Origin of the sequence: Burkholderia pyrrocinia (assembly GCF_018417535.1) — a bacterium.
GTDB classification, from domain to species: domain Bacteria; phylum Pseudomonadota; class Gammaproteobacteria; order Burkholderiales; family Burkholderiaceae; genus Burkholderia; species Burkholderia pyrrocinia_E.
This window is the reverse complement of record NZ_CP070978.1, coordinates 625,570-647,454: the sequence shown is the minus strand read 5'-3', so window position 1 is coordinate 647,454 and position 21,885 is coordinate 625,570. Positions and strand designations below refer to the sequence as shown.

General features: G+C 66.8%; 20 protein-coding genes. 11 read left to right on the top strand and 9 right to left on the bottom strand.

Going from position 1 to position 21,885, the window contains the following annotated elements:
* Positions 1 to 32 precede the first annotated feature (32 nt).
* Positions 33 to 416, bottom strand: a complete 384-nt coding sequence (locus JYG32_RS21060; protein ID WP_213266825.1) for a hypothetical protein — start codon at positions 414 to 416, stop codon at positions 33 to 35.
* Positions 417 to 554: 138 nt separating this feature from the next.
* Positions 555 to 1,355 (bottom strand): helix-turn-helix transcriptional regulator, encoded by an 801-nt coding sequence (locus JYG32_RS21055; protein ID WP_174379559.1) that lies wholly within the window; start codon positions 1,353 to 1,355, stop codon positions 555 to 557.
* Between the two features lie 124 nt (positions 1,356 to 1,479).
* On the opposite strand from JYG32_RS21055, the gene JYG32_RS21050 reads away from it, so the two are divergent.
* Entirely contained in the window at positions 1,480 to 2,886 is a 1,407-nt protein-coding gene (locus JYG32_RS21050) for an APC family permease (RefSeq protein ID WP_174379560.1), read from the top strand.
* A gap of 64 nt (positions 2,887 to 2,950) precedes the next feature.
* Positions 2,951 to 4,060, top strand: coding sequence for a P1 family peptidase (locus JYG32_RS21045; protein WP_213266824.1), 1,110 nt, complete (start codon positions 2,951 to 2,953; stop codon positions 4,058 to 4,060).
* A 129-nt stretch (positions 4,061 to 4,189) separates the two neighbouring features.
* On the opposite strand, the gene JYG32_RS21040 is transcribed toward JYG32_RS21045, so the two are convergent.
* A complete protein-coding gene (locus tag JYG32_RS21040; protein WP_213266823.1) occupies positions 4,190 to 4,402 on the bottom strand; it encodes a hypothetical protein in 213 nt (70 codons plus the stop codon).
* A gap of 136 nt (positions 4,403 to 4,538) precedes the next feature.
* A complete protein-coding gene (locus JYG32_RS21035) occupies positions 4,539 to 6,722 on the bottom strand; it encodes an FUSC family protein (protein WP_213266822.1) in 2,184 nt (727 codons plus the stop codon).
* A 201-nt stretch (positions 6,723 to 6,923) separates the two neighbouring features.
* On the opposite strand from JYG32_RS21035, the gene JYG32_RS21030 reads away from it, so the two are divergent.
* Positions 6,924 to 7,871 (top strand): LysR family transcriptional regulator, encoded by a 948-nt coding sequence (locus JYG32_RS21030; protein WP_174379564.1) that lies wholly within the window; start codon positions 6,924 to 6,926, stop codon positions 7,869 to 7,871.
* Positions 7,872 to 8,003: 132 nt separating this feature from the next.
* On the opposite strand, the gene JYG32_RS21025 is transcribed toward JYG32_RS21030, so the two are convergent.
* Both JYG32_RS21025 and JYG32_RS21020 read right to left on the bottom strand, forming a co-directional pair.
* Positions 8,004 to 8,306: a DUF4148 domain-containing protein gene (locus tag JYG32_RS21025; RefSeq protein ID WP_174379565.1), complete on the bottom strand. Its 303-nt coding sequence runs from the start codon at positions 8,304 to 8,306 to the stop codon at positions 8,004 to 8,006.
* A 215-nt stretch (positions 8,307 to 8,521) separates the two neighbouring features.
* A complete protein-coding gene (locus JYG32_RS21020; RefSeq protein WP_213266821.1) occupies positions 8,522 to 9,664 on the bottom strand; it encodes a porin in 1,143 nt (380 codons plus the stop codon).
* A gap of 309 nt (positions 9,665 to 9,973) precedes the next feature.
* On the opposite strand from JYG32_RS21020, the gene JYG32_RS21015 reads away from it, so the two are divergent.
* The 5 genes from JYG32_RS21015 to JYG32_RS20995 all read left to right on the top strand — a co-directional run bounded on the left by JYG32_RS21015 (position 9,974) and on the right by JYG32_RS20995 (position 13,750).
* Positions 9,974 to 10,435, top strand: coding sequence for a VOC family protein (locus JYG32_RS21015; RefSeq protein WP_174379567.1), 462 nt, complete (start codon positions 9,974 to 9,976; stop codon positions 10,433 to 10,435).
* A gap of 248 nt (positions 10,436 to 10,683) precedes the next feature.
* Entirely contained in the window at positions 10,684 to 12,018 is a 1,335-nt protein-coding gene (locus JYG32_RS21010; RefSeq protein ID WP_213266820.1) for a chloride channel protein, read from the top strand.
* Positions 12,019 to 12,317: 299 nt separating this feature from the next.
* Positions 12,318 to 12,755, top strand: a complete 438-nt coding sequence (locus JYG32_RS21005; protein ID WP_213266819.1) for an STM2901 family protein — start codon at positions 12,318 to 12,320, stop codon at positions 12,753 to 12,755.
* Complete coding sequence (locus JYG32_RS21000; RefSeq protein WP_174379570.1) at positions 12,748 to 13,095, top strand: DUF1493 family protein; 348 nt, start codon at positions 12,748 to 12,750, stop codon at positions 13,093 to 13,095. The genes JYG32_RS21005 and JYG32_RS21000 overlap by 8 nt, the downstream gene beginning before the upstream one ends.
* 202 nt (positions 13,096 to 13,297) lie before the next feature.
* Positions 13,298 to 13,750: a type VI secretion system amidase immunity protein Tai4 gene (locus tag JYG32_RS20995; RefSeq protein ID WP_213266818.1), complete on the top strand. Its 453-nt coding sequence runs from the start codon at positions 13,298 to 13,300 to the stop codon at positions 13,748 to 13,750.
* Between the two features lie 69 nt (positions 13,751 to 13,819).
* On the opposite strand, the gene JYG32_RS20990 is transcribed toward JYG32_RS20995, so the two are convergent.
* Positions 13,820 to 15,241, bottom strand: coding sequence for a cytochrome-c peroxidase (locus JYG32_RS20990; protein ID WP_213266817.1), 1,422 nt, complete (start codon positions 15,239 to 15,241; stop codon positions 13,820 to 13,822).
* Positions 15,242 to 15,334: 93 nt separating this feature from the next.
* Positions 15,335 to 17,008, bottom strand: coding sequence for a phospholipase C (locus JYG32_RS20985; RefSeq protein WP_213266816.1), 1,674 nt, complete (start codon positions 17,006 to 17,008; stop codon positions 15,335 to 15,337).
* A gap of 349 nt (positions 17,009 to 17,357) precedes the next feature.
* Between JYG32_RS20985 and JYG32_RS20980 the strand changes: the two genes are divergently transcribed.
* Positions 17,358 to 18,269: an EamA family transporter gene (locus JYG32_RS20980; RefSeq protein ID WP_213266815.1), complete on the top strand. Its 912-nt coding sequence runs from the start codon at positions 17,358 to 17,360 to the stop codon at positions 18,267 to 18,269.
* Positions 18,270 to 18,308: 39 nt separating this feature from the next.
* Here the strand turns inward: JYG32_RS20980 and JYG32_RS20975 are convergent, their stop codons facing one another.
* Positions 18,309 to 18,782, bottom strand: a complete 474-nt coding sequence (locus JYG32_RS20975; protein ID WP_174379575.1) for an Lrp/AsnC family transcriptional regulator — start codon at positions 18,780 to 18,782, stop codon at positions 18,309 to 18,311.
* Positions 18,783 to 19,137: 355 nt separating this feature from the next.
* On the opposite strand from JYG32_RS20975, the gene JYG32_RS20970 reads away from it, so the two are divergent.
* Both JYG32_RS20970 and JYG32_RS20965 read left to right on the top strand, forming a co-directional pair.
* Positions 19,138 to 20,523 carry an amino acid permease gene (locus JYG32_RS20970; protein WP_213266814.1) on the top strand — a complete coding sequence of 462 codons (1,386 nt, stop codon included), beginning with the start codon at positions 19,138 to 19,140 and terminating at the stop codon, positions 20,521 to 20,523.
* A 46-nt stretch (positions 20,524 to 20,569) separates the two neighbouring features.
* Positions 20,570 to 21,772 carry an amino acid aminotransferase gene (locus JYG32_RS20965; RefSeq protein WP_213266813.1) on the top strand — a complete coding sequence of 401 codons (1,203 nt, stop codon included), beginning with the start codon at positions 20,570 to 20,572 and terminating at the stop codon, positions 21,770 to 21,772.
* Positions 21,773 to 21,885: the final 113 nt, after the last annotated feature.

The window sequence follows — 21,885 nt, the reverse complement described above, 5'->3', positions numbered from 1 at the left end:
GCGGGCGGCATGGCGCGGCGTTCGCGTGCCGGCTATTGCGCAGACTGTGACGGCTCGACGTTTGCTGCTTGCCTGTCTTTCGGCCGCAGCAGCAACAGCAGGCCGCTCAGCGCAGCCGCGCCCAGGAACATGAAAAAACACCGTTCGTTCCACACGGTCAGGCTGTCGGGAACAACGCCGCCCGCACTCCCGGCCGCAGCGCCGGCCTCCAGCAGGAACGTGAAGACCGCCGGCACCGGCGCGGAACCCAGGTAGGCCAGGAACGCGAACTGCAGCCGGCCGCGGGTCAGGATCGACCAGACATCCTTCCCCATCAGGAAGGCGACCAGCAGCAGCGGCGGCACGAGCATGATCGATGCGGCGCTGATGGCGCACAGAAGCAACCAGCCAAGTCCGACGAGCGGAATGAGCGACATGGATCGGGGTTCCTGTTTCCGGGCAGCCTGGTTGTCGACGGAACATCCGCGTGTGCTTCACCGGACGACCACGGATTGCGGCGATTCACGGATATTGCACGATTCCGCGCCCGTTGCCATCCGTCCTGCTCGGTGCGCTCATCCGGTCGCGTCTTCCCCCAACGCCTGGATGAACCGCGAAAACAGTTCGGGTTGCGACGAGATCCCGAGTTTCGCGTACAGATGGCGCCGATGCACCTTCACCGTTTCCGGCGAAATCGCCAGCCGCTCGGCAATCGCCTTCGACGAATTGCCGCGCAGCACCATTCTCGCGATCGACATCTCGCGATCGGTCAGTACGCCCGCGCCGAAGCGCGCGAGCGCCTGCTCGACGCGCGCGCCGAGATCGGCGTCGGGCGTCGTGCGCGCGGCGTCGCCCACCAGCCGCCAGTGCTGACGGATCGTCGCCAGCACCCACGGCATCGCGGCCGTCAGCTTGCCGAGCGGCTCGACGTCGAAGCGCGCGGCCGCGCCGAGCGACAGCGACAGCAGCGTGTCGGCGTTCGGCCGCACCAGGATCTGGATCTCGTCGTCGCCGACCGCATCGCGGAAGTAGCTCAGGAAATACTCGCTCTGCCGGAACAGGTCGGGCGCGACTTCCTCGAGCCGGTAGCAGCCGTCGGCGAGCCCGTCGTGCGCGGCCTGCAGGAACGGGTCGAGCAGATATAACCCATTCAGGTAAAGCGGCACCGGCGACGCGGTGTCGGTGCCGCCCGTGTCGTATTCGTCGAGCACGAGCGGCACGCCGTCGTGGCCGATCGCGGTCGCGAGCGCATTGTCGAACGGCGCCATTTCATTGAGCAGCAGCACCAGGAACCGCCAGAAGCGCGGCTGGCCGAGATGATCGATTGCGCGGCCAAGCGCCTGGTGCATCGCGATTTCGGAAAAGAGACGATCCATACCACCACCGGAAGGGCGTAACACGAAGGGGGAATAGCGGTCCTGAAATTGGCTTCCTAGACTGCAACGCAATCAATCGGGCCCGAGTATGGGCGTTCAAAAAAGTGCAGCACAGGAGAACGAAATGGCGATGATGTCGGAATCGACGGGCACGCTGCAAGCGGCGCCCGCAACGGAAGACGCGCCGCGCGCGCTGTCGCAGACGCTCAGCGTACGCGACGCGGTGATGATCACCGTGTCGGGCGTGACCCCCGCAAGCTCGATCTTCGTGATCGCGCCGTTCGCGATCCAGCAGGCCGGCAGCGGCGCCGTGCTGTCGTTCCTGCTCGGCGGCGTGCTCGCGCTCGCATTCGCGCTCTGCTATGCGGAGCTCAGCGCCGCGCATCGCAGCGCGGGCGGCGAATACGTGATGGCCAAGCGCGTATTCGGCACGCTGCCCGGTTACCTGACCTTCATCACGGTGCTGTCCGTCAGCGTGTTCATCCCGGCCGTGCTCGCGAGCGGCGCCGCGCCGTACCTGAACAACGCGCTCGGCACGCACTTCAGCAACCAGTCGGTCGCGCTGACGATCGTGCTGCTCAGTTACCTGCTCGGCATGCTGAACATCAAGACGAATGCGTGGATTACCGGTGCGTTTCTCGTTGTCGAGATCGGTGTGCTGATGCTGATCGCGGGGCTCGGCTTCGGCTCGCTGCATCGCGGCGCCGACGTGCTGGTCGCGCCGGTCGTCGCGAGCGGCAACGCGCTCGTGCCGGCGACGCTCGCCGCCATCGTGCCCGCGATCGGTACGGCGATCTTCTGCTACAACGGCTTCGGCTCGGCTGCCTATCTCGCCGAAGACCTGCGCGGCGGCAACCGCAACGTCGCGAAGGCCGTGATCTATTCGCTGCTCGTGATCCTCGTCGTCGAACTGGTTCCGCTCACCGCGATCGTGCTCGGCGCGCCGTCGCTGACGGAACTGACGAAGAGTACCGACCCGATCGGCTATGTCGTGCGCTCGCTGAGCAACCCGGCCGTGTCGCGCGTGGTCAGCGCGGGGATCTTCCTGTCGGTGTTCAATGCGATCATCGCGATCGTGATCACGATGGGCCGCCTGCTGTACAGCAGCGGCCGGCATGCGCTCTGGTCGCGCACCTGCAACCGTGCGTTCTCGACGATCCATCCGCGCCTCGAATCGCCGTGGCTCGCGACGATCGCGCTCGCGGTGCCGTCGGCGGGGCTCGTGTTCGTGTCGAGCCTCGACGAGCTGACCGCGTTCACGGTCGACCTGCTGCTGCTGATCTATCTGGTCGTCGGGCTGGCCGCGCTCGCGAGCCGGTTCGTGCGCCGCGACGTCGAACATCACTACCGGATGCCGCTGTGGCCCGTGACGCCGCTCGTCGCGGTGGCGGGCGCCGCGTATACGCTCTACACGACGCTGGCGACGGCAACGAAGCCGACCGACCTGATCATCATCGCGGGGCTGCTGGTTGCCGCACTCGTGATGTATGTCGTCTGGGCGCGCCACAGCGAAGCATTCCGCGCGCTTTGAGCGCCGGATCGTCACCTTGCAACACCGAAACACCGAACCATTGAAAGACTGGAGGAATTGCATCATGCGCACGAGGGATCTCGGCATCCGCATCGGACTCGGCACGCCGGGCCGCTTCAACGCGATCACGGACGTTCCGGGCGTGCGGGTCGGACATTGCACGCTGAACGTCGAGAACGGTGACGCATCGATCCGCACCGGCGTCACCGTCATCGAACCGCGCGCGGGCGCCGCGCACGATTCGCCCTGTTTCGCCGGCGTGCACGTGCTGAACGGCAACGGCGATGCGACGGGGCTCGAATGGATCCGCGAGGCCGGCCTGCTGACGACGCCGATCGCCTATACGAACACGCACAGCGTCGGCGCGGTGCGCGACGCGCTCGTCGCGAACGAGCGGGAAGCGGCGGCCGGCCGCGTGTACTGGTGCATGCCGGTCGTGATGGAAACCTACGACGGGCTGCTGAACGACATCTGGGGGCAGCACGTCAACGCCGCGCACGTACTGCGCGCGCTGACCGCCGCGCAGTCGGGGCCGGTCGCCGAAGGCGGCGTGGGCGGCGGCACGGGGATGATCTGCCATGAGTTCAAGGGCGGCATCGGCACCGCGTCGCGCGTGCTCGCGGCCGATGCGGGCGGCTGGACCGTCGGCGCGCTCGTGCAGGCGAACTACGGCGTGCGCGAGATGCTGCGCGTGGCCGGCTATCCGGTCGGCGAAGTGCTGCGGCACGTGCATTCGCCGTTCCGGGCCCCCGACGCGACAGGCGAGGCCGGCATGGGTTCGATCGTCGTCACGATCGCGACCGACGCGCCGCTGCTGCCGCATCAATGCACGCGCCTCGCGCAGCGCGCGAGCGTCGGGCTCGCCCGCGTCGGCGGCGGCACCGAGGATTCGAGCGGCGACATCTTCCTTGCGTTCGCAACCGACAATGACGGGCTGCCGGCCGCGAACTACGGCAGCAAGGGCGCACCGACCACCGGCGTGAAGATGGTCAACAACGACCATATTTCCGCGCTGTTCGTCGCGGCGGCGGAAGCCGTGGAGGAAGCGATCGTGAACGCGCTCGTCGCGGGCGGCGACGTCGAATCGCGTGGTGCGCGGGTCGAAGGGCTCGGGCAGGCGCGCTTGCTGGATGCGTTGCGAGAAGTGGGGTGGCGGCCGGGGCGCGGCGCCTGAAACGGCATGCGCCGCTTCAATCGAAGCGGCGTGGAGCGGGGCGGCGATGCGGCGATCGGCCGGTCCGCCGCCCGCCCGCGGATTCGATGCGGGCGTTGCGGGCCTGGCCGTGACGACGCGGCGTCATGCTCAGCTGCCGAAGTAGATGTTGCAGAAGCTGACGGGGCCGACACAGGCGTTCGGGTCTTCCTGCTTCGATTGCGCACGATCGACGCGGCCTGCGGCCTTGACGGCTTCGGCGCGGTTCGCCTGTTGCCGTGCGACGTCGGCCGGCGCGGGCTGTGCGTGGGCGACAGCAGCGGTGAGCGACAGGGCAACGAGGGCGAGATGCAGCGGCTTCATTTTGTTTCTCCTGGGTGAGTGCCAGTCTCGCTGGCAGTGAGGAAACTATAGGCTCGCACTGCTTAAAGATTAATCACCGCGCCTGTAGAGCTTATTTCCATTCGGAACAAGGATCCCGTTGCGCGCGCACCGATGTTCAATGGCGATGCCGGTTGAACGGCGCGTCCTTGTCCAGCAGCGCGCTGCGCATGAAGTGCAGGCAGCCGACGATCCGCTGCATGCTGCGGCGCGCGTCGGGCACCGCATGCCACGCCTGCAGCGTGTGCTGCGCCGCGCGGATCGCAAGGTTCACCGATTTCAGCGTGCGCGCGTGATGGCCTGGTGTCGGGTCGTCGAAGAAGCGCGGCAGCTCGTGCAGCACCGCGTCGATCGAACCGGTCCAGTGCAGCGTCTGCGGCGGTTTCGATGCGCAGAACGTGTGCAGTTCGTCGCGCAGGTCGATCACCGCATGGCCGACCTCGAGCGTCGACAGCATCCAGCGCAGCGCGTCGCGGTGCTGCCGCGTGCGTCGCACGAGCAGCGTGCGCAACTGCGCCATCAGGTCGTGCGTGCTCGACTGGAAGCGCTGCGCGAGGCCGTCCGGCGCGCCTTCGCACGCAAGCGTGACCTGGCGCCGCAGGTCGTGCGCGATGCGGCCCGTGAGCCACGGCATGTGGGTGGGGAACACGACCGCGAACACGATCGAGCAAGCGAGCATCGCGACGACGACGGCCAGCCCGTTGTTGATCAGCACCTCGGGCGTATACGCGATCGCATTGTCGGGGCCCGCGAGCAGGCAGAAGAACACCGCGAAGCCGATCCCGTAGCCGGACAGCCCCGGCCGCATCGCGAGAAACGCGCCGAGGCCGAGCACCGGCGCGAGCGTCGCGCACAGCAGCGGGAAGCCGTCGATGTTCGGATACACGTAGCACAGGAACAGGTAACCGACGGCGGTCGCGAATGCGGCGCCGACGCCCATCTGCGCGACGAACTTCGGCGCGCGCGGCGACGTCGAGCTGAGCGCGCACGCGATCGCGGTGGCGATCACCGCGAGCGAGCCGCTCGGCCACTCGGACGCGAGCCAGAACGCGCTCATTGCGCCGACGGCGACGATCGTGCGCAGGAACGCGAAGCCGACGAAGAACGAATTGGTCTTCACCGCGTAATGCGTGACCGAGCGCTCGAATGCGTGATCGTCCTGGTCGAGCGACGCGTAGGTATCGGCGTAGCCGAGATATTCGCCGATGAAGCGGTACAGCAGCTCGATCGCGGTATCGAAGTCGAGCAGGCCGCCGGCCGCATGCTCCTCGATGCTCCGCCGCGACGCGCGCGCGGCCTTAGGCAACGCGCTGTGGAAGCGGCGAAGTTCGAGCAGTGCGCCGGTGGCCGGCGCGATGCCGCGCTGTCGCTCGTCGCGCAATGCGGCGAACCGCTGCGCGAGCGCGTCGACGTGCGGCGCCAGCGCGTCGAGCACCGCGTCCGAGCCGTTCACGCGCAGGCGCTTGACGAGCTGGTGCAGCGCATGCAGCCGCGTGCATGCGTTCATGAACTCGCTGTTCAGCCGCGCGAGCCGGCGGCTGCGCGCGCGAATGTGCGGATCCTCGAACGACGCGAAAGCGCGGTTCGCTTCGAAGCCGACGATGTCGTCGACGAAATCGGCGAAGCGCCGCTCGAAATCGCCGCGGGCGACGTCGCCCGCGAGCGCGCCGGCCGTGAACGCCGCGAACGTCGAGTGGCGCGTGCTCAGCGAGCGCATCAGCGCCTTCGCCGAGCTGAGCGGCAGGATCAGCGCGCTGACCGCGCCCGAACACGCGATGCCGAGCGCGACTTCCGCGGCGCGCGTGAGCGCGGACTGGAACAGCGTCTGCGGCGTCATCACGGCCGGCAGGCCGATCAGCGCGGCCGTGTAGCCGGCGAGCACGAAGCCGTACCAGCGGAAGTGGCGGTTGCGCACCGCCAACGCGATGCAGCCGCCGATCCACAGCGTGATGCCGGCCATGTACAGCTCTGGCTGCTGCGCGAACAGCCCACCGAGCGCGAGCGCGGCGACGAGGCCGGCCGCCGTGCCGAGCACGCGATAGAAACTCTTCGCGAACACCATCCCCGACAGCGGCTGCATCAGCACGAACACGGTCGTCATCGCCGTGCGCGGCTGCGACATCTCCAGACGCATCGCGATGCCCATCGCCAGCAGGGCCGCGAACACGGTTTTCGCGAGGTGCAGCCAGATCAGCCCGTCGTTGGCGGCCCAGTCGCGCGCCGCGTCGCCGAGCGGATCGAGCCATGCTCTCCATCGTGCCGGTTCGATGGAAGGTCGCTCGATCGCAGGTTGTGGCTTCATGAAAAGAGGGGGCCCGTGCGGTGCCGGGCAAGGTACCGCGGCGCTTCGAAACGGGTCCGTTCGACTGGTGAGGCGCCGATTGTAGGAGTGCGGCGCCCGCGCATTAACGCAGTTGCGGGGAAACGATAGTTGCAGCCGGAGTAACAATCTGTCGCATCCGGTGGAGGAAAATAGCGGCTCCGCTACAGGTTGCTCACAGGAATGGATACCCTACAAAACATGCGGGTGTTTTCGCGCGTCGTCGAGACCGGCAGCTTCACGGCCGCCGCGCAATCGCTGAATTCGACGACGGGCGCGATGTCGCGCGCGGTGTCGGAGCTCGAGGCGCGCCTGCGCACCCGTCTGATGAATCGCTCGACGCGCCGCCTCGCGCTGACGTCGGCCGGCGAAAGCTATCTGCGGCGTTGCCGCCAGATCCTCGCCGACGTCGACCGCGCGGAAGAAGAGGCGAGCTGCGCGCACGAACGGCCTGCCGGCGTGCTACGCATGCACAGCTTCGCGAGTGTCGGTCATCACTATGTATTGCCCGCGCTGACGCGCTATCACGCGCAGTTCCCGGACGTGTCGATCGAACTGTCGCTGTCGCAGCGCATGCCCGACCTGTTCGACGGCACGAACGACATGGCCGTCGTGACCGCGTCGTCGCTGCCCGATTCGGAACTCGTGTCGCATCTGCTCGGCTCGACGTTCAGCATCCTGTGCGCGTCGCCCGACTATGTGAAACGACACGGCGTGCCGGCCCGTCCGCAGGATCTCGCCGCGCACGCGTGCCTGACGCTGTGTACGCCCGCGTTCCCGACACACGAATGGGTGCTCGAAGGGCCCGAAGGCGTCGAGCAGATCCACGTTGCCGGGCCGGTGCAGACCAATACGGCCGAATCGCTCGCACTCGCGATCCGCGACGGCATCGGGATCGGCATGCTGCCGCTGTACTCGGCGATCGACGCGCTGCGCGACGGCACGCTCGTGCGCGTGCTGCCCGCGCATATCCTGCAGAAGATGAACGTGTACGCGCTGTATCCGTCGCGCCGCTTCGTCGACGCGAAGGTGCGGACCTGGGTCGAGATGCTGCGCGCACAGGTGCCGGGGATGATTGCGCGCGACGTCGAGATGCTGAACGCGATCGACCGCGAACCGCAGGCGGCCTGAGCGCCGGGCGTGCATCGGTACGTCGATACGTTACGTTGGCCGGTGATCGCGCAACAGGCTTCTTCATGCAGACGCGACATGCGCGCCGCCCGCGGCACACGATTCGTGCGGGCGACGCGCATCGTCACATCGTCACAGCGCGGGCTTCGCCGCCGCGCCCGATTCGGTTGCGGCTGCACCGGCCGGGCCGTATGCGGCTTGCGCGGCCTTGTGCTCGGCGAGACGCTTCGCTGCAAGACGCGCCTGCGCGGCCATGATGTCGTCCGGATAGTTGCCGGCGTCGCCGAGCGACGGGTTGTAGCCGACCGATTCGAGGTCGTACAGTTCCTGCAGCACCTGCGCGCGCGTGACGGGCGACTTTGCCGACTGGGCGAACGACAGGACCGGTGCGGCAAGCAGGACGGCAGCGGCGGCGGTAACGACGAGCGATTTCACGAGGTTCTCCTGGGTACGGGGTAGGGGCCGGTTCGACGCGCGATGCGTGACCCTGACCTTCAACGCCAGTCTACGCAGCGCCCGCACGCGCAAAAACCCCGATTCCAGGCAGGCTGCCTTCCAGATGGAACAACATTGGCGCACGTCGCCCGCGGCGAACGAACCCGTATGCGAACACGGGTTCGTGGCCGGCGGGCGACGCTGCGTCACGCCGGTCAGAAGCGCGTACGCATGCCGATCGTGCCGACGACCTGGTTCGCCGTGCTCGATGCGCCGCCCGACGTGTTGATGAACGCCTGGTAGCCGCGCCCGGACGCGTGCTGGTACATCGCTTCCGCGTACAGGTCGGTGCGGCGCGACAGCTTGTACACGGCCTGCAGGTCGACCTGGTGCCACTTCGGATCGGTGCCGTGCTTGCTGTCGGGGTTCGACACGCTGGCGTCCGTGTACACGTACGCGGCGCCGAGGCTGACGGCCGGCGTCACCGCATAGCGCACGTTCACGTCGTAGTTGTTGAACGCGACCTGGCCGGTCGAGCCGAACGAGCCCGTGTTGTCGTACTGCGAACGCGTATAGACGAAGCCGACGGTTGCCGGGCCGAACACGTAGCTCACGCCGCCGCCGTACGTGCGCATGCGATCCGAGCCGATCGACCAGCCGCCCTGGCTCACGCTCTTTGCTTCGGCGGAATCGGTCGCGCCGGGGCTCGCGCTCGTCGAGCCCTTCGTGCCGTTCATCTGCAGGTACGCGCCGGCCACCTTCAACGGGCCGTTCGTGTAGCTCGCCGCGACGCTGTATGCGCGGTTGGCGCTGAAGTTCGTCGAGTTGGAGAACGCGTACATCGCGCCGACCTTGAAGCCCGCGAGCGTATCGCTCGTGTACTTGACCGCGTTGTTGATGCGCAGCGAGTGGTTCAGGTTGTCGTTGTCGAACGGATGCGCGAAGCCCGCATCGCCGAAGTCGCCGGCCGTCGCGGACAGCGGCGCGACGAAGTCGACCATCGTGTCGTACTGGCGGCCGAGCGTCAGCGTACCGTAGCCGGCCTGGCTCAGGCCGACATACGCGTGGCGGCCGAACAGCTTGCCGTCCTGGCCGAGCCCGCCGTTGTTCGCGTTGAAGCCGTTTTCGAGCACGAACAGCGCCTTCAGGCCGCCGCCGAGATCCTCGCTGCCGCGCAGGCCGAAGCGGCTGCCGTTGATCGTGCCGCTGGCCATGCGCCACTGTGACGCGCCATTCACGTTGTTGGTGTACGCGATGCCGGCGTCGATCAGGCCGTACAGCGTGACCGAGCTTTGCGCGTGTGCGAGCGGCGCGAACAGCGCGGCGCTGCATGCGCCGGCGATGAGGGTTTTTTTCATGGTGAGGCTCCTGCGTGTGGGACTGGAAACAAAAGTTCGGCGCAAGTATAGGAATGCACGGCGCGCGCAAGGCCGCCAGGGCCGCGAGCGCACCTTTCCGGATCCGGCAAGAGTCCTTCACAAAACTGACACGACGCGCCGTGCGCGGCCGAGGCGGGTCGTTCATGCGTGATGACCGGCACGCTGCCTGCGCCCGGCGCGGCTCGGATGTCGCGCCGTTGCAACATGCGCGGCGCCGGCTGCGGCGGTTGATCGGTACGGTCGACGCGCGGAGAATGAGTCGCTCGTGCCCACGACCGGAGACACACGATGCGCCAGCCCGACCGCCATCCGCCTATCAGCGTCGCCGTGTACTACCGCGATCCGCGCACCGCGCTCGAATGGCTGGAGCGCGCGTTCGGCTTCGCGCGCGGCATCGTCGTCCGTACGCCCGACGGGCAGGTCACGCATGCCGAACTCACGCATCGCGGCGGCGTCGTGATGATCGGCGGACACTGGGCCGATTTCGTCGCGAGCCCGCAGGAGATCGGCGGCAGGAACACGCAAAGCGTGCACGTGCAGCTTGCCGACGGCCTCGACGCCCATTGCGAACACGCGCGACAGGCCGGCGCGGAAATCCTGCAGGAACCGGCCGACCAGTTCTACGGCGACCGCACCTATCGCGCGCGCGATCCGGAACAGCACGTGTGGACGTTCGGCCAGCACGTGCGCGACGTGACGCCCGAACAAGCGGCGGCCGAAACCGGCCTTGAGTTCGAAGGCTGGTCCTGATCCGCGGCGCGTGCGCGCATCGCTGCTTTTCATCCATACATGCGGCGCAAACCGGCGCGCATCACGGATCCGGATCGATCGGATCGATCCGGAAGGCGGTTACATGCCGCCCGTGTTCGGGCATTCATGAAATGCATGAGTCGATTCGAAAAATACGTTTGTCTCATGAGAGACGCAGGCCTACGATGCGGTCCTGACGACGGCGCGCGTGTTGCGCGCCGTCTTTTCGATCCCCGTTCGCCAACCTCATGCGCCTCGATCTCCCGTCCGTTCCCGCATCCTCGTCGCCGCCGGCCAGCCCGTTCGTGCGCATGGCCGCCGTCACGATCCTGACCGGCGTCGGCGCGGGGCTCGGCGGCACGCTGCTCGCGCTGCTGCTGCACGCGATCCAGCACGTCGCGTACGGCTACAGCGTCGCGCACGTGATCGGCACCGAGAGTTTTCTCACCGGCGTGACCGATGCCGATCCGCTGCGCCGGTTCGCGGTGCTCGTCTTCTGCGGGATCGTCGCCGGCGGCGGCTGGTGGGCGCTTTACCGGTACGGCCGGCCGCTCGTCAGCATCCGCCGTGCGGTGCGCGCGGCCGATCCGCGGATGCCGTTCGTCAGCACGACGATTCACGCGCTGCTGCAGATCGTCACCGTCGCACTCGGCTCGCCGCTCGGCCGCGAAGTCGCGCCGCGCGAGATCGGTTCGCTGCTCGCCGGGCGGCTCGCGCATGCCGCGGGGCTCACGCCCGACGACTGCCGGCTGATGGTCGCGTGCGGTGCCGGTGCCGGGCTTGCCGCCGTCTACAACGTGCCGCTCGGCGGCGCGATCTTCGTACTCGAAGTGCTGCTCGGCACGTTCGAACTGCGTGCGCTGGTCGTGGCGGTCGTGACGTCCGCGATCGCGGCGGCGGTCGCGTGGATCGGCCTCGGCAACGAACACCAGTACACGGTGCCGGCGTTTGCGCTGAGCGCGCCGCTCGTCGCGTGGTCGATCGTCTGCGGGCCGCTGTTCGGCTTCGCCGCGTACGGCTTCGTGCGGCTCACGACCCGTGCGCGAGCGAACGCGCCGAAAGACTGGCGGTTGCCCGTGCTTGCGCTCGTCAACTTCGCGGTGATCGGCGTGCTTGCGATGCGGTTTCCGCAACTGCTCGGCAACGGCAAGGGGCCGGCGTCGCTCGGCTTCGACGGCACGCTGACGTTCGGCCTCGCGGCAACGCTGCTCGTGCTGAAGGTGCTGATCGAGGCGGGCAGCCTGCGGGCCGGCGCGGAGGGCGGCCTGCTGACGCCGGGCCTCGCGAACGGCGCGCTGCTCGGCATCGTGTTCGGCGGGCTGTGGAGCCTCGTCTGGCCGGGCGCGTCGATCGGCGGGTGTGCGCTGATCGGTGCGACCGCGTTTCTCGCGGCGTCGATGCAGATGCCGATCACGGCGGTCGTGCTGCTGCTCGAATTCACGCGCGCGAATCACGACAGCCTCGTGCCGATGCTGCTCGCCGTGGCCGGGTCGCTTGTTGCGTACCGGTTTGCGCAGCGGCAGGCCGAGCGGCGAGCGAAGGCGATTGCGATGGTGGGCGAACACTCGGCAGCGACGCGCTAACGCGCACGGGCGGTCAAAGGCCGGGTATCGCCGGCGCATTCATCGCCAGCAAGTCACCGAAAATTAACGATCCGCATTCGTTTTGATGCATGCCGTCGCTGTGGGGACTCGCACGGAACGACGAAGCTGAACGATCGGAAGTGCAAGCCGGGAGTCGCTGCAAAGGAACGGCACGAGATCGATCAATTGCGCCCGAACGCATTCCCGTATCGACTCCCGACCCGATGAGCCTGTTGTCCTCCCTGCGTCGTTCGCGATAGCCTTGCCCGCTCGTTCGAATTCAAACTATCTGAGAGAAAATGGCACATTCGTACAAGTACGGCATTCATGACGGCTTGAGCCGCGAAGCGTTGCTCTTCCTGGTCTTCATCGAAGAGACTGGCAAGCAGGTGGGGGTAAATGATGCAGTCGGTATCGCGATGGTGTTGCTGGGCCAGCGCTTTATCCCGACGCGCGGGAAGTTTGCGAACGCCGTCAAGGGCACCTCCATCGCGTCTGTCGTTTCCCGTCGCTTGCTGCCGTACGAGCTGAAGCATCGGATTTTGCCTACCGTTACATCGTTCACGAGTCTTATCATGTTGCGCATCAAGTTCACGCGGAATATCGGCGCATTCGTTGGGCGCGCGATTCCAGGAGCAGGTTGGGTACTCTTGGCAACGGATGTATCGCTGATCACTTATCGCACGGTTATCACCTACAACAGCATGGTGAAGCCCGAGGATCGTCTGTATGGCTGACGCATGGAAGAGTCTCGAAGCGTTTATTGCGACCGATATCGGCAGGCTTCCGGTCGATCGAATCGAACTGACGCGGGACACGGACCTCTATCACGATCTCGACCTGGAGCCGAATGACATCGACGAACTCGTCAGGCAATGGGCCGTGACGTTTGACGTCGACCTCTCTGCGTTCGACATCCACTATTACTACCCGTCCGCGAAACTCGGCATCGGTTCGTTCCTTGCGGCGGTCGTCAAATCCCCGTTCAGCAACGACGCGCGCGAGACATTGGGCGGCCGGTCACTGACGCTCGGAATGATGGAACAGGCGATGGAGCGCGGACGCTGGGAGTTGTGACCCGTCAGGCGTCGCACGTTGCGGACCGGATGCCTGTTTTTGCGTGCGCGCCTTCCCCCACGAATGCCGGCCTGCGACGTGTTTTTCATTGAGCGTCGCCGATAGGCTCACGATTCAACGGCAATACGTGCTATGACCACTGCTATTTCAATGAACCGGGCGCACGGTATCGTACGGATCGTGCGAATTTCTGGAGTCTGTCATGAAGGGAGCCTGGATCGCGGCCGTGCTGGCGTGCGTCGCGCTGCATCCCTCGGTGGTTTCGGCGAAGGATGCAGCGCAAGCGTCACCGGCGGCCGGTTCGCGGACTTACATCCAGAACTTCAAGGACATGGTGCTCGCGGAGTGCCTGGCGACCGCTTACAAGCAGGCGCCCGGCGCGAGCAAGGATATCGGCAGCAGCACCAGCGCGTTGCGCGACTGGACTTACTACGACATGGAGCGTGCGCCGGACGTCGTTCAGTCGCTGGTTGCCGCTTATCTCGCGCGCGATTACCGGAATCCGGTCGTCGAATCCGACGTCAAGGACGTGAAGTTCGACTTCCTGAAGTGCATGGATCTTTACCACGGAAAGGCGCTGGACACCGCGGCGCGAAAGCTCGTATTGCGGCCGAACGGCACCTATCGGTCAGAGAGCGGAAAGAAGCCGCGGTAACCCGATCAGGAACGGAGCGCGACGCGCGCGCTCCAGCCGCCACACCCGCACGCGCCGGTCAACCCGCGCTCAATGCTGCGCCGGCTCGTCAGTCAACGTGCCGAGAAACGCTTCGATATCCTTGATATCCTGCGCCGTCATCGCGGGTTTGTCGCCCGGCTTGCGATCGAACGGAGCGTCGGTCACGTCGACGTTCGCGCGATACCTCGGCGGAATATCGTCGTACTCGTCGACCTTGCCGTCCGCGCCGCGCGAATAGAACTTCTGCGGCGAGATGCTGCGCTCGTTGTAGAACGCCATTACCTGGTCGAGCGTATGGAACACGCCGTTGTGGAAGAACACATGACGCGTCGCCGAATTGCGCAGCGTCGGCGTGAGGAACATCCCGCAATACTGCGTCTGGTCCTTCAGGTCGTCGCGGAACGGCCCGCACACGCCGAGGTCGTAGAACGCCGCGTTGCGGTTCTGCGCCAGTTGCTTGTTGCGCGGCGCGCCGAGCGCCTCGTACTGGTAGTCGGTAAACATCGGCGGCAGCCCGTCCTTGCCGGGCTTCGACAAGTGGCAGCCCGCGCAATTCGCCTTGTCCGGATCGTTGAACAGGCGCAGCCCGCGCAGCTCGGCCTGCGACAGGCGCGCGCGGCCTTCGAGCCAGCGGTCGTACTTGCTGCTGTACGGATGGAACGACGGATCCTCGACCTGATACCGCGCGATCGCGAACATCGCCTCCGATACCGCGAGCTGCGGGCTGTCGAACACGCGCGTGCCGAACAGTTGCTCGAACTGCGCGCGGTGCGGCGACTGCGCGAGCTTGTGCGCGACGTCGTCGATGCTCGCGTTCGCCATCTCGACCGGATTCAGCAGCGGGCCGAACGCCTGCTGCTGCAGCGTATCGGCGCGGCCGTCCCAGAACATCCCGCCCTGCGGCACGAGCTGGGGCGCGGCCGACGTGCCAGCCACCTTCTGCGCCTTGACGACGCCGGCCGCCGACGCGGCCTGCTGCGCGACACTCGGTGCGGCGTCGTTTTCACCGGCATCGGGGCCGATGCTGAAATTCGGTTGACGGTACAGGTACATCAGCGACGGCGGCGGGCGATACCCCTGCTGCGTCATCGCGAGGCCGCCCGGCTGCACGTCGAGCGCGTTCGGCGGGCCGTACGCATGATCGGGGCTGTGGCACGACGCGCACGACTGCTTGCCCGACGCGGACAGCGACGGATCGACGAACAGCGCGCGCCCGAGCTGCGCAACCGCCGACAGCGGCTGCGCGGCCGGACGCTGCAGCACGACCGGATGCGGATTCGCGCCCGTCCAGTCGGCGACGACGGTGCCGAGCGCCGCCGGCACCTGCGCGGGGAACGCGATCGCGAACGCGCCATAGCCGAGCACGGCCGCGCCGAGCACGAACGCCGCGCGGCGTAACCGGCGGGAAGGGGCGCGCGGCGCGGGGGTGCCGGAGGCGTCGGGAGACGGGAACGCGGGGCGAGCTGTCATGCTGTCGGTCGGAAATCGGGCGCCGCACGAAGCGGCGCATTAAATGGAAACGGCCGGCGCGTCACGCGCCGGCCTGCGGTCAACGGATGCCGGTCAGATCGACGGTGCCGCGCTCAATGCCGTGCCGAGCGTCGGGTCGAGGTACAGCGGCGTCGTGTTCGGCTTCGACGTGAAGTCGAACAGGCTGCGCAGGTCGCCCGCCGTCGCATCGAACGAACCGCCGCCGATGCGCTGGCCGCCGAGCCAGTTGTCCTCGATGAAGCGCACGACGGACGCCTGGTCGATCATCGTGTGGTCGACGTAGTTCTGCTTCGCATACGGCGAGATCACGATCAGCGGGATGCGCACGCCCGGGCCGCAGCGGCCGTTCACGGTCGCGCCGTTCACGCCGGTGGTGCCGCCCGTGCCGCACTTGCCGCTGCCGTTGACCTGGTCGACCGGGTCGGACGACGAACGCGTCGGCGCCGTGTACACGTGGTCGTACCAGCCGTCCGAGTCGTCATACGTGACGATCACGGCCGTGTTCTGCCAGTCCGGCTGCTGCTGCAGGAAGTTGACGACCTTCGTCACGAACGCCTGCTCGTCGAGCGGATCCGAATAGCCCGCGTGTGCGTCCTGCGCGGCCGGTGCCTTCAGGTAGCTGACCGACGGGAAGTTGCCGGCCTTCACGGCTGCGAAGAAATCGTCCGTGTCGTACTGGTGGTTCGCGGGTTCGGCGGTTTTGCCGTCGGTTTCGAGGCTCGAACCGATCGCGGCGACCGAGCTCGGCCGCGTGTGCTGCGGGTTCGACGTCGACGCGTAGTACTGGAACCAGTTGTGGTGCGGGATGTAGTCGGCCGTCGCGGCGTTCACGGCGGTGGCGACCGTGCTGCGGTTGCAGCCCGTCGTGCCGTTGCCGTTGGTCGTCGACAGGTTGAAGCCGCCCATGAAGCCGCCCCACGTGATCTTCGCGCCGTTCAGCAGGTCGCCGATGTTCTTGCCGCTCATCAACGCCTGGTCGGTCGTGCTCGAGCACACGTCGTTGCCGGGGTCGACGTCGTTGATCATCGTGAAGCCGCCCTGGCCGTCATTGATGTAGTACGAGCTGGCTGCGAGCGTCGAAGGCTGCTTCGACGTCTTCACGATCTGCATCCCGTTGGTCTGCCCCGACACGACGTTCAGCGCGCCCGGCGTCGACGGGCCGTACGACGTCGTGTACATGTTGTCGCTCATCGCGAAGCGCTGCGCATAGTTCCACAGCGCCGTCACGGTGTTGCCGTCGAAGTAGCCCATCACCTGGCCCTTCGTGCCGAACGCGCCGGCGCCGCCGGACGAGCCTTTGCCCGTGTACTTCGGGAACAGGTCGGCGAGGCCGTTGTCCTCGGCCTGCTGCTCGGCCGTGTACGCGTGGTTCTGGTCGGCGGTCGCGGCCTGCGTGCGGTCGAGGCGGAACGGGTTCGCCGCGTCGGTGCCGTTGGCCGTGTTCGTGAAGTTCGGGTTCGCGGAGAGCAGCGTGCCCGTCAGGCCATTCGGCGTCGGCGTGCCGGCCTTCGCGGTAAACGCCGGTTCGCCCGACGGGTTCGTCGCGTTCGGGTAGGTGCCGAAGTAGTGGTCGAACGAGATGTTTTCACCGTAGATCACGACGACGTGCTTGATCGGCGTGGCGGTCTGCAGCGCATCCTGCGACGACACCGCGGGCGTCGACGTCGGATCGTCGCTGCCGCCGCAGGCGAACAGCGCAAGCGCTGCGGCTGCGCAGGCGGTGACGAGCAAGGCTTGACGGAACATCGGGAAACTCCAGGTAAGGCCTTCGATGGTGGAGAGCGGCCCCGTCGCCGTGTCGGTTCGGCGCGTGGCTCGCGAGAGAGCACGCGCATTGGAACAGTCGCGTATGAAGATATGGGGACGGGGTGGTTTCGCGACGATTGCGCTGCGGTATCGATTTCATTACGGCGCAAGGCCGTGCGAAAGAGAACGGAAAGGGGCCGGCCGCATGCAACCGTGGCGACACATTTCGCGGCGCGTCAGGCCGTTGCCGTGAATACCGCGCGGGGCGGACGAGTGGGTGCCGTCGGCCGGTTCGTGTGCGATGCAGTGCGCGCCGCCGTTTTTGACAATCGGATGACGTATTCATACGATGGATCCCCCGCAGCGACGATTTCGCGTTGCCGACCGTCAGCGAGTATTCAGCGTGCCGATTCCCGTTCTGTTTGCCGTTCTGTGCGCGGCGTTCCTGCATGCGTCATGGAATGCGCTCGTCCGCAGCAGCGGCGACCGGCTGCGGTCGGCCACGGTGCTGCAGATCGCGATCGGGCTGTTCGCGCTGCTGTTCCTGCCTGCCGCCGCGCCGGTCACGCCCATGAGCTGGCTCTGTGTCGTTGCATCGGCCGTGATTCACGTCGTCTATACGCTGCTGCTGGTACGCGCCTACGAGCACGGCGACCTGACCGTCGCGTACCCGGTTGCGCGCGGCACCGCGCCGCTGCTCGTCACGCTCGGCGCGGCGGCGTTCGCGGGCGAGCACCTGAACGCCGGTGCGCAAGGCGGGCTCGTGCTGATCTGCGCGGGCATCCTGGCGATCGGGCTCGAGGGCGGGCGCGGCGCGAAGCACCGGATGACGCAGGTGTTGCCGACCGCGTTCGCGACCGGCGCGTCGATCGCGGCCTACAGCGTGGTCGACGGGATCGGCGTGCGGGAAAGCGGCAGCACGGTCGGCTATACCGCGTGGATGTTCGTGTTGACGGGCGCGATGATGGCCGCGTATTACCGGCTGCGCGCGGGGCCGCTGCGGCTGACGCAGGATGTCGGCGAGACGGCGAAGGCTGCGTGCGGCGGCGTGTTCGCGGCGCTTGCGTACGGCATCGTGATCTGGGCGATGGATCGCGCGCCGATGGGCCCCGTGTCGGCGCTGCGCGAAACGAGCGTGGTGTTCGCGGCGCTGATTGCGCGCGTGTATCTCGGCGAGCGGCTGACGCCGCGCCGTGCGGCCGGTTGCGCGGTGATCGCGGCAGGGGCGCTGCTGATCAGTGCGTTCGAGGCGGTGCGCTGAAGGCGACTGCCGAACGTGCAGGGCGTTCGCCCTGGTAAATCAGCTTTCCACCGGCATCGCACTCGTGCACTTGATCTCGTCGAGGCACACGCTCGAATGCACGCCGCTCACGCCGGGAATCCGCATCAGCGTTTCGAGCAGGAACCGCGACAGCCCCTTCAGGTCGTGTGCGACGACCTTCAGCACATAGTCGATATCGCCCGTCACCGAGAAACACTCCTGGATCTGCGCGAGATCGGACACCAGTTTCTGGAACTTCGACAGGTCGCGGATATGCCCGCGCTCCATCGTCACGTGCACGAACGCGGTGACGCCGAAGCCGAGCGTGTCCGGGCAGAGCCGGGTTTCGTAGCGGCGGATCGCGCCGATCTCTTCCAGCCGCCGGTGGCGCCGCAATGTCTGCGCGGGCGACAGGCCGACAGCCTTCGCCAGGTCGAGGTTCGACGCGCGGCCGTTCTCCTGCAGGATCGAAAGCAAGTGGCGATCGATGCGGTCGAGAACCGGTTCAGGCATTTTTGTTTCCTCATTTGTCTCCTGGATGCAATCTTATCTCATAATGTAGGGTTTGCATGAACGGGTTACGAAACCCGATTTCGTCGTCGCGACGCTAAACTGACGCCGGATTTTCGTGTGCGGCCGCAGCAATGCGGCGCGGGCGGCAAGTCGGCGGCCGGTCCAGGGCCAGCGCAAGCCCGTTATTGGCGTGAACGGGCCCTCGGCACGCCGACATGAATCGGGCGCCGCCACGCGAAGATTGCAGTCCCCAACCCGGTGGCTCCACGAACGGCCGCCGGCACAGTAAAACAGCGCCCGGCACACCGAGGCGCGCCGCACCGCTTCCGGCGGAGGCGGACAGAGTGGAGAAGACATGGTTTCTGGAAACGAGAGCGACGGCCTGAAGCGCGGGCTGAAGAACCGGCACATCCAGTTGATCGCGCTCGGCGGCGCGCTCGGCACCGGGCTGTTCCTCGGCATCGCGCAGACGATCAAGATGGCCGGCCCGTCCGTGCTGCTCGGCTATGCGGTGGCCGGCATCGTTGCGTTCTTCATCATGCGCCAGCTCGGCGAGATGGTCGTCGACGAGCCCGTCGCAGGTTCGTTCAGCTACTTCGCCAACAAGTATTTCGGCCACTTCACGGGCTTCCTGTCCGGCTGGAACTACTGGGTGCTGTACATCCTCGTCAGCATGGCCGAACTGTCGGCCGTCGGGATCTACGTGCAGTACTGGTGGCCGGGCGTGCCGACCTGGGTGTCGGCGCTCGTGTTCTTCGTCGTGATCAACCTGATCAACCTGACCAGCGTGAAGTCCTACGGCGAGACGGAATTCTGGTTCTCGATCATCAAGGTCGCCGCGATCGTCGGGATGATCTGCTTCGGCGGCTGGCTGCTCGCAAGCGGGAATGCCGGGCCGGAGGCCAGCGTCAGGAACCTGTGGCAGCACGGCGGCTTCTTCCCGAACGGCGTGTCGGGCCTCGTGATGTCGATGGCCGCGATCATGTTCTCGTTCGGCGGGCTCGAGCTCGTCGGCATCACGGCGGCCGAGGCCGACGATCCGAAGCGCAGCATCCCGCGCGCGACCAACCAGGTCATCTACCGCATCCTGATTTTCTACATCGGCGCGCTCGCCGTGCTGCTGTCGCTGTATCCGTGGGAGAAGGTCGTCAGCGGCGGCAGCCCGTTCGTACTGATCTTCCATGCGCTGAGCAGCAACCTGGTCGCGAACGTGCTGAACGTCGTCGTGCTGACGGCCGCGCTGTCGGTCTACAACAGCGGCGTGTACTGCAACAGCCGGATGCTGTTCGGCCTCGCGCAGCAGGGCAACGCGCCGAAGGTGCTGTGCTCGGTGAACAAGCGCGGCATTCCGCTTGCCGCGCTCGGCGCGTCGGCGCTCGCGACCGGCCTGTGCGTGCTGGTCAACTACTTCATGCCCGGCAAGGCGTTCGAGGTGCTGATGGGTCTCGTCGTGTCGGCGCTGATCATCAACTGGGCGATGATCAGCCTGATCCACCTGAAGTTCCGCCAGGCCAAGCGCGCAGCCGGGGAGAAGACTTCCTTCCGCAGTCTGGGCTATCCTTTCACGAATTACCTGTGCCTGGCATTCATGGCCGGCATTCTCGTCGTGATGTACCTGACGCCGGATCTCCGCCTGTCGGTGTACCTGATCCCGGTATGGCTCGCGGTGCTCGCGATCGGGTATCGCTTCCGTCAGAAGAATGCAGGCTATGCGATGCGCGACAGCGCATCCGCACGCTGACGCAGGTCACCACCGATCATTCTTCCAAACGAGACCGACTCAAGCCATGTTCGAACACATCGACGCGTACCCGGGCGATCCGATCCTGACGCTCAACGAGAACTTCCAGAAAGATCCGCGCGACCAGAAGGTCAACCTGAGCATCGGCATCTACTTCGACGCCGAAGGACGGATTCCGGTGATGGGTGCCGTGCGCGAAGCCGAAACCGTACTGCAGCGCGAAAGCGGCCCGAAGCCGTACCTGCCGATGGTCGGCCTGCCCGCGTATCGCGACGCCGTGCAGGCGCTCGTGTTCGGCGCCGATCACCCGGCCCGCGCGGCCGGCCGCATCGCGACCCTGCAGACGCTCGGTGGCTCGGGCGCGCTGAAGGTGGGCGCCGATTTCCTGAAGCGCTATTTCCCGGACGCGCAGGTGTGGCTCAGCGACCCTAGCTGGGAAAACCACCGCTTCATCTTCGAGCGGGCCGGCTTCATGGTGAACACGTACCCGTACTACGACGAGGCGACGGGCGGCCTGAAGTTCGACGCGATGCTCGCGGCGATCGACGCGCTGCCGGCGCGCAGCATCGTGCTGCTGCACGCGTGCTGCCATAACCCGACCGGCGTCGACCTCGACGAAGGCCAGTGGGAAAAGCTGATCGACGTGATCGAGGCGCGCGGCCTGCTGCCGTTCGTCGACATGGCATACCAGGGCTTCGGCGCGGGCCTCGACGCGGACGCGTTCGCGGTGCGCGAACTGGCCCGCCGCGGTGTGCCGGCGCTGGTTGCGAACTCGTTCTCGAAGAACTTCTCGCTGTACGGCGAGCGCGTGGGCGGCCTGAGCGTCGTCTGCGAAGATGCGGCCGCGGCCGACCGCGTGCTCGGCCAGCTGGCCGGCGCCGTGCGCTCGAACTACAGCAACCCGCAAACCTACGGCGCGAAGGTCGTCGCGGCCGTGCTCGGCACGCCCGCGCTGCGCAAGCAGTGGGAAGAGGAACTGTCGGCGATGTGCCGCCGCATCGCGCGGATGCGCCAGTCGATCCACGACGGGTTGCGCGACCACGTCAGCGGCGAAGCGCTCACACGCTACGTGAAGCAGCGCGGGATGTTCACGTACACGGGCCTGACCGAATCGCAGGTCGACGCGCTGCGCGAAGTGCACGGCGTGTACATCCTGCGTTCGGGCCGGATGTGCGTGGCGGGCCTGAACGACTCGAACGTCGGCATCGTCGCGGACGCGATCGGCAAGGTGCTGAAGAGCGGCGTCTGATCGCCGCGCGCCCGGCGCGCAACGCTGCTGGCCGAACCGGCTGCCTCCCGTCGCGGAGGCAGCCGGTTTTTTGTTGCGCGGCCGCACGGTGCGCTGCCCGGCTGACGCGCGCG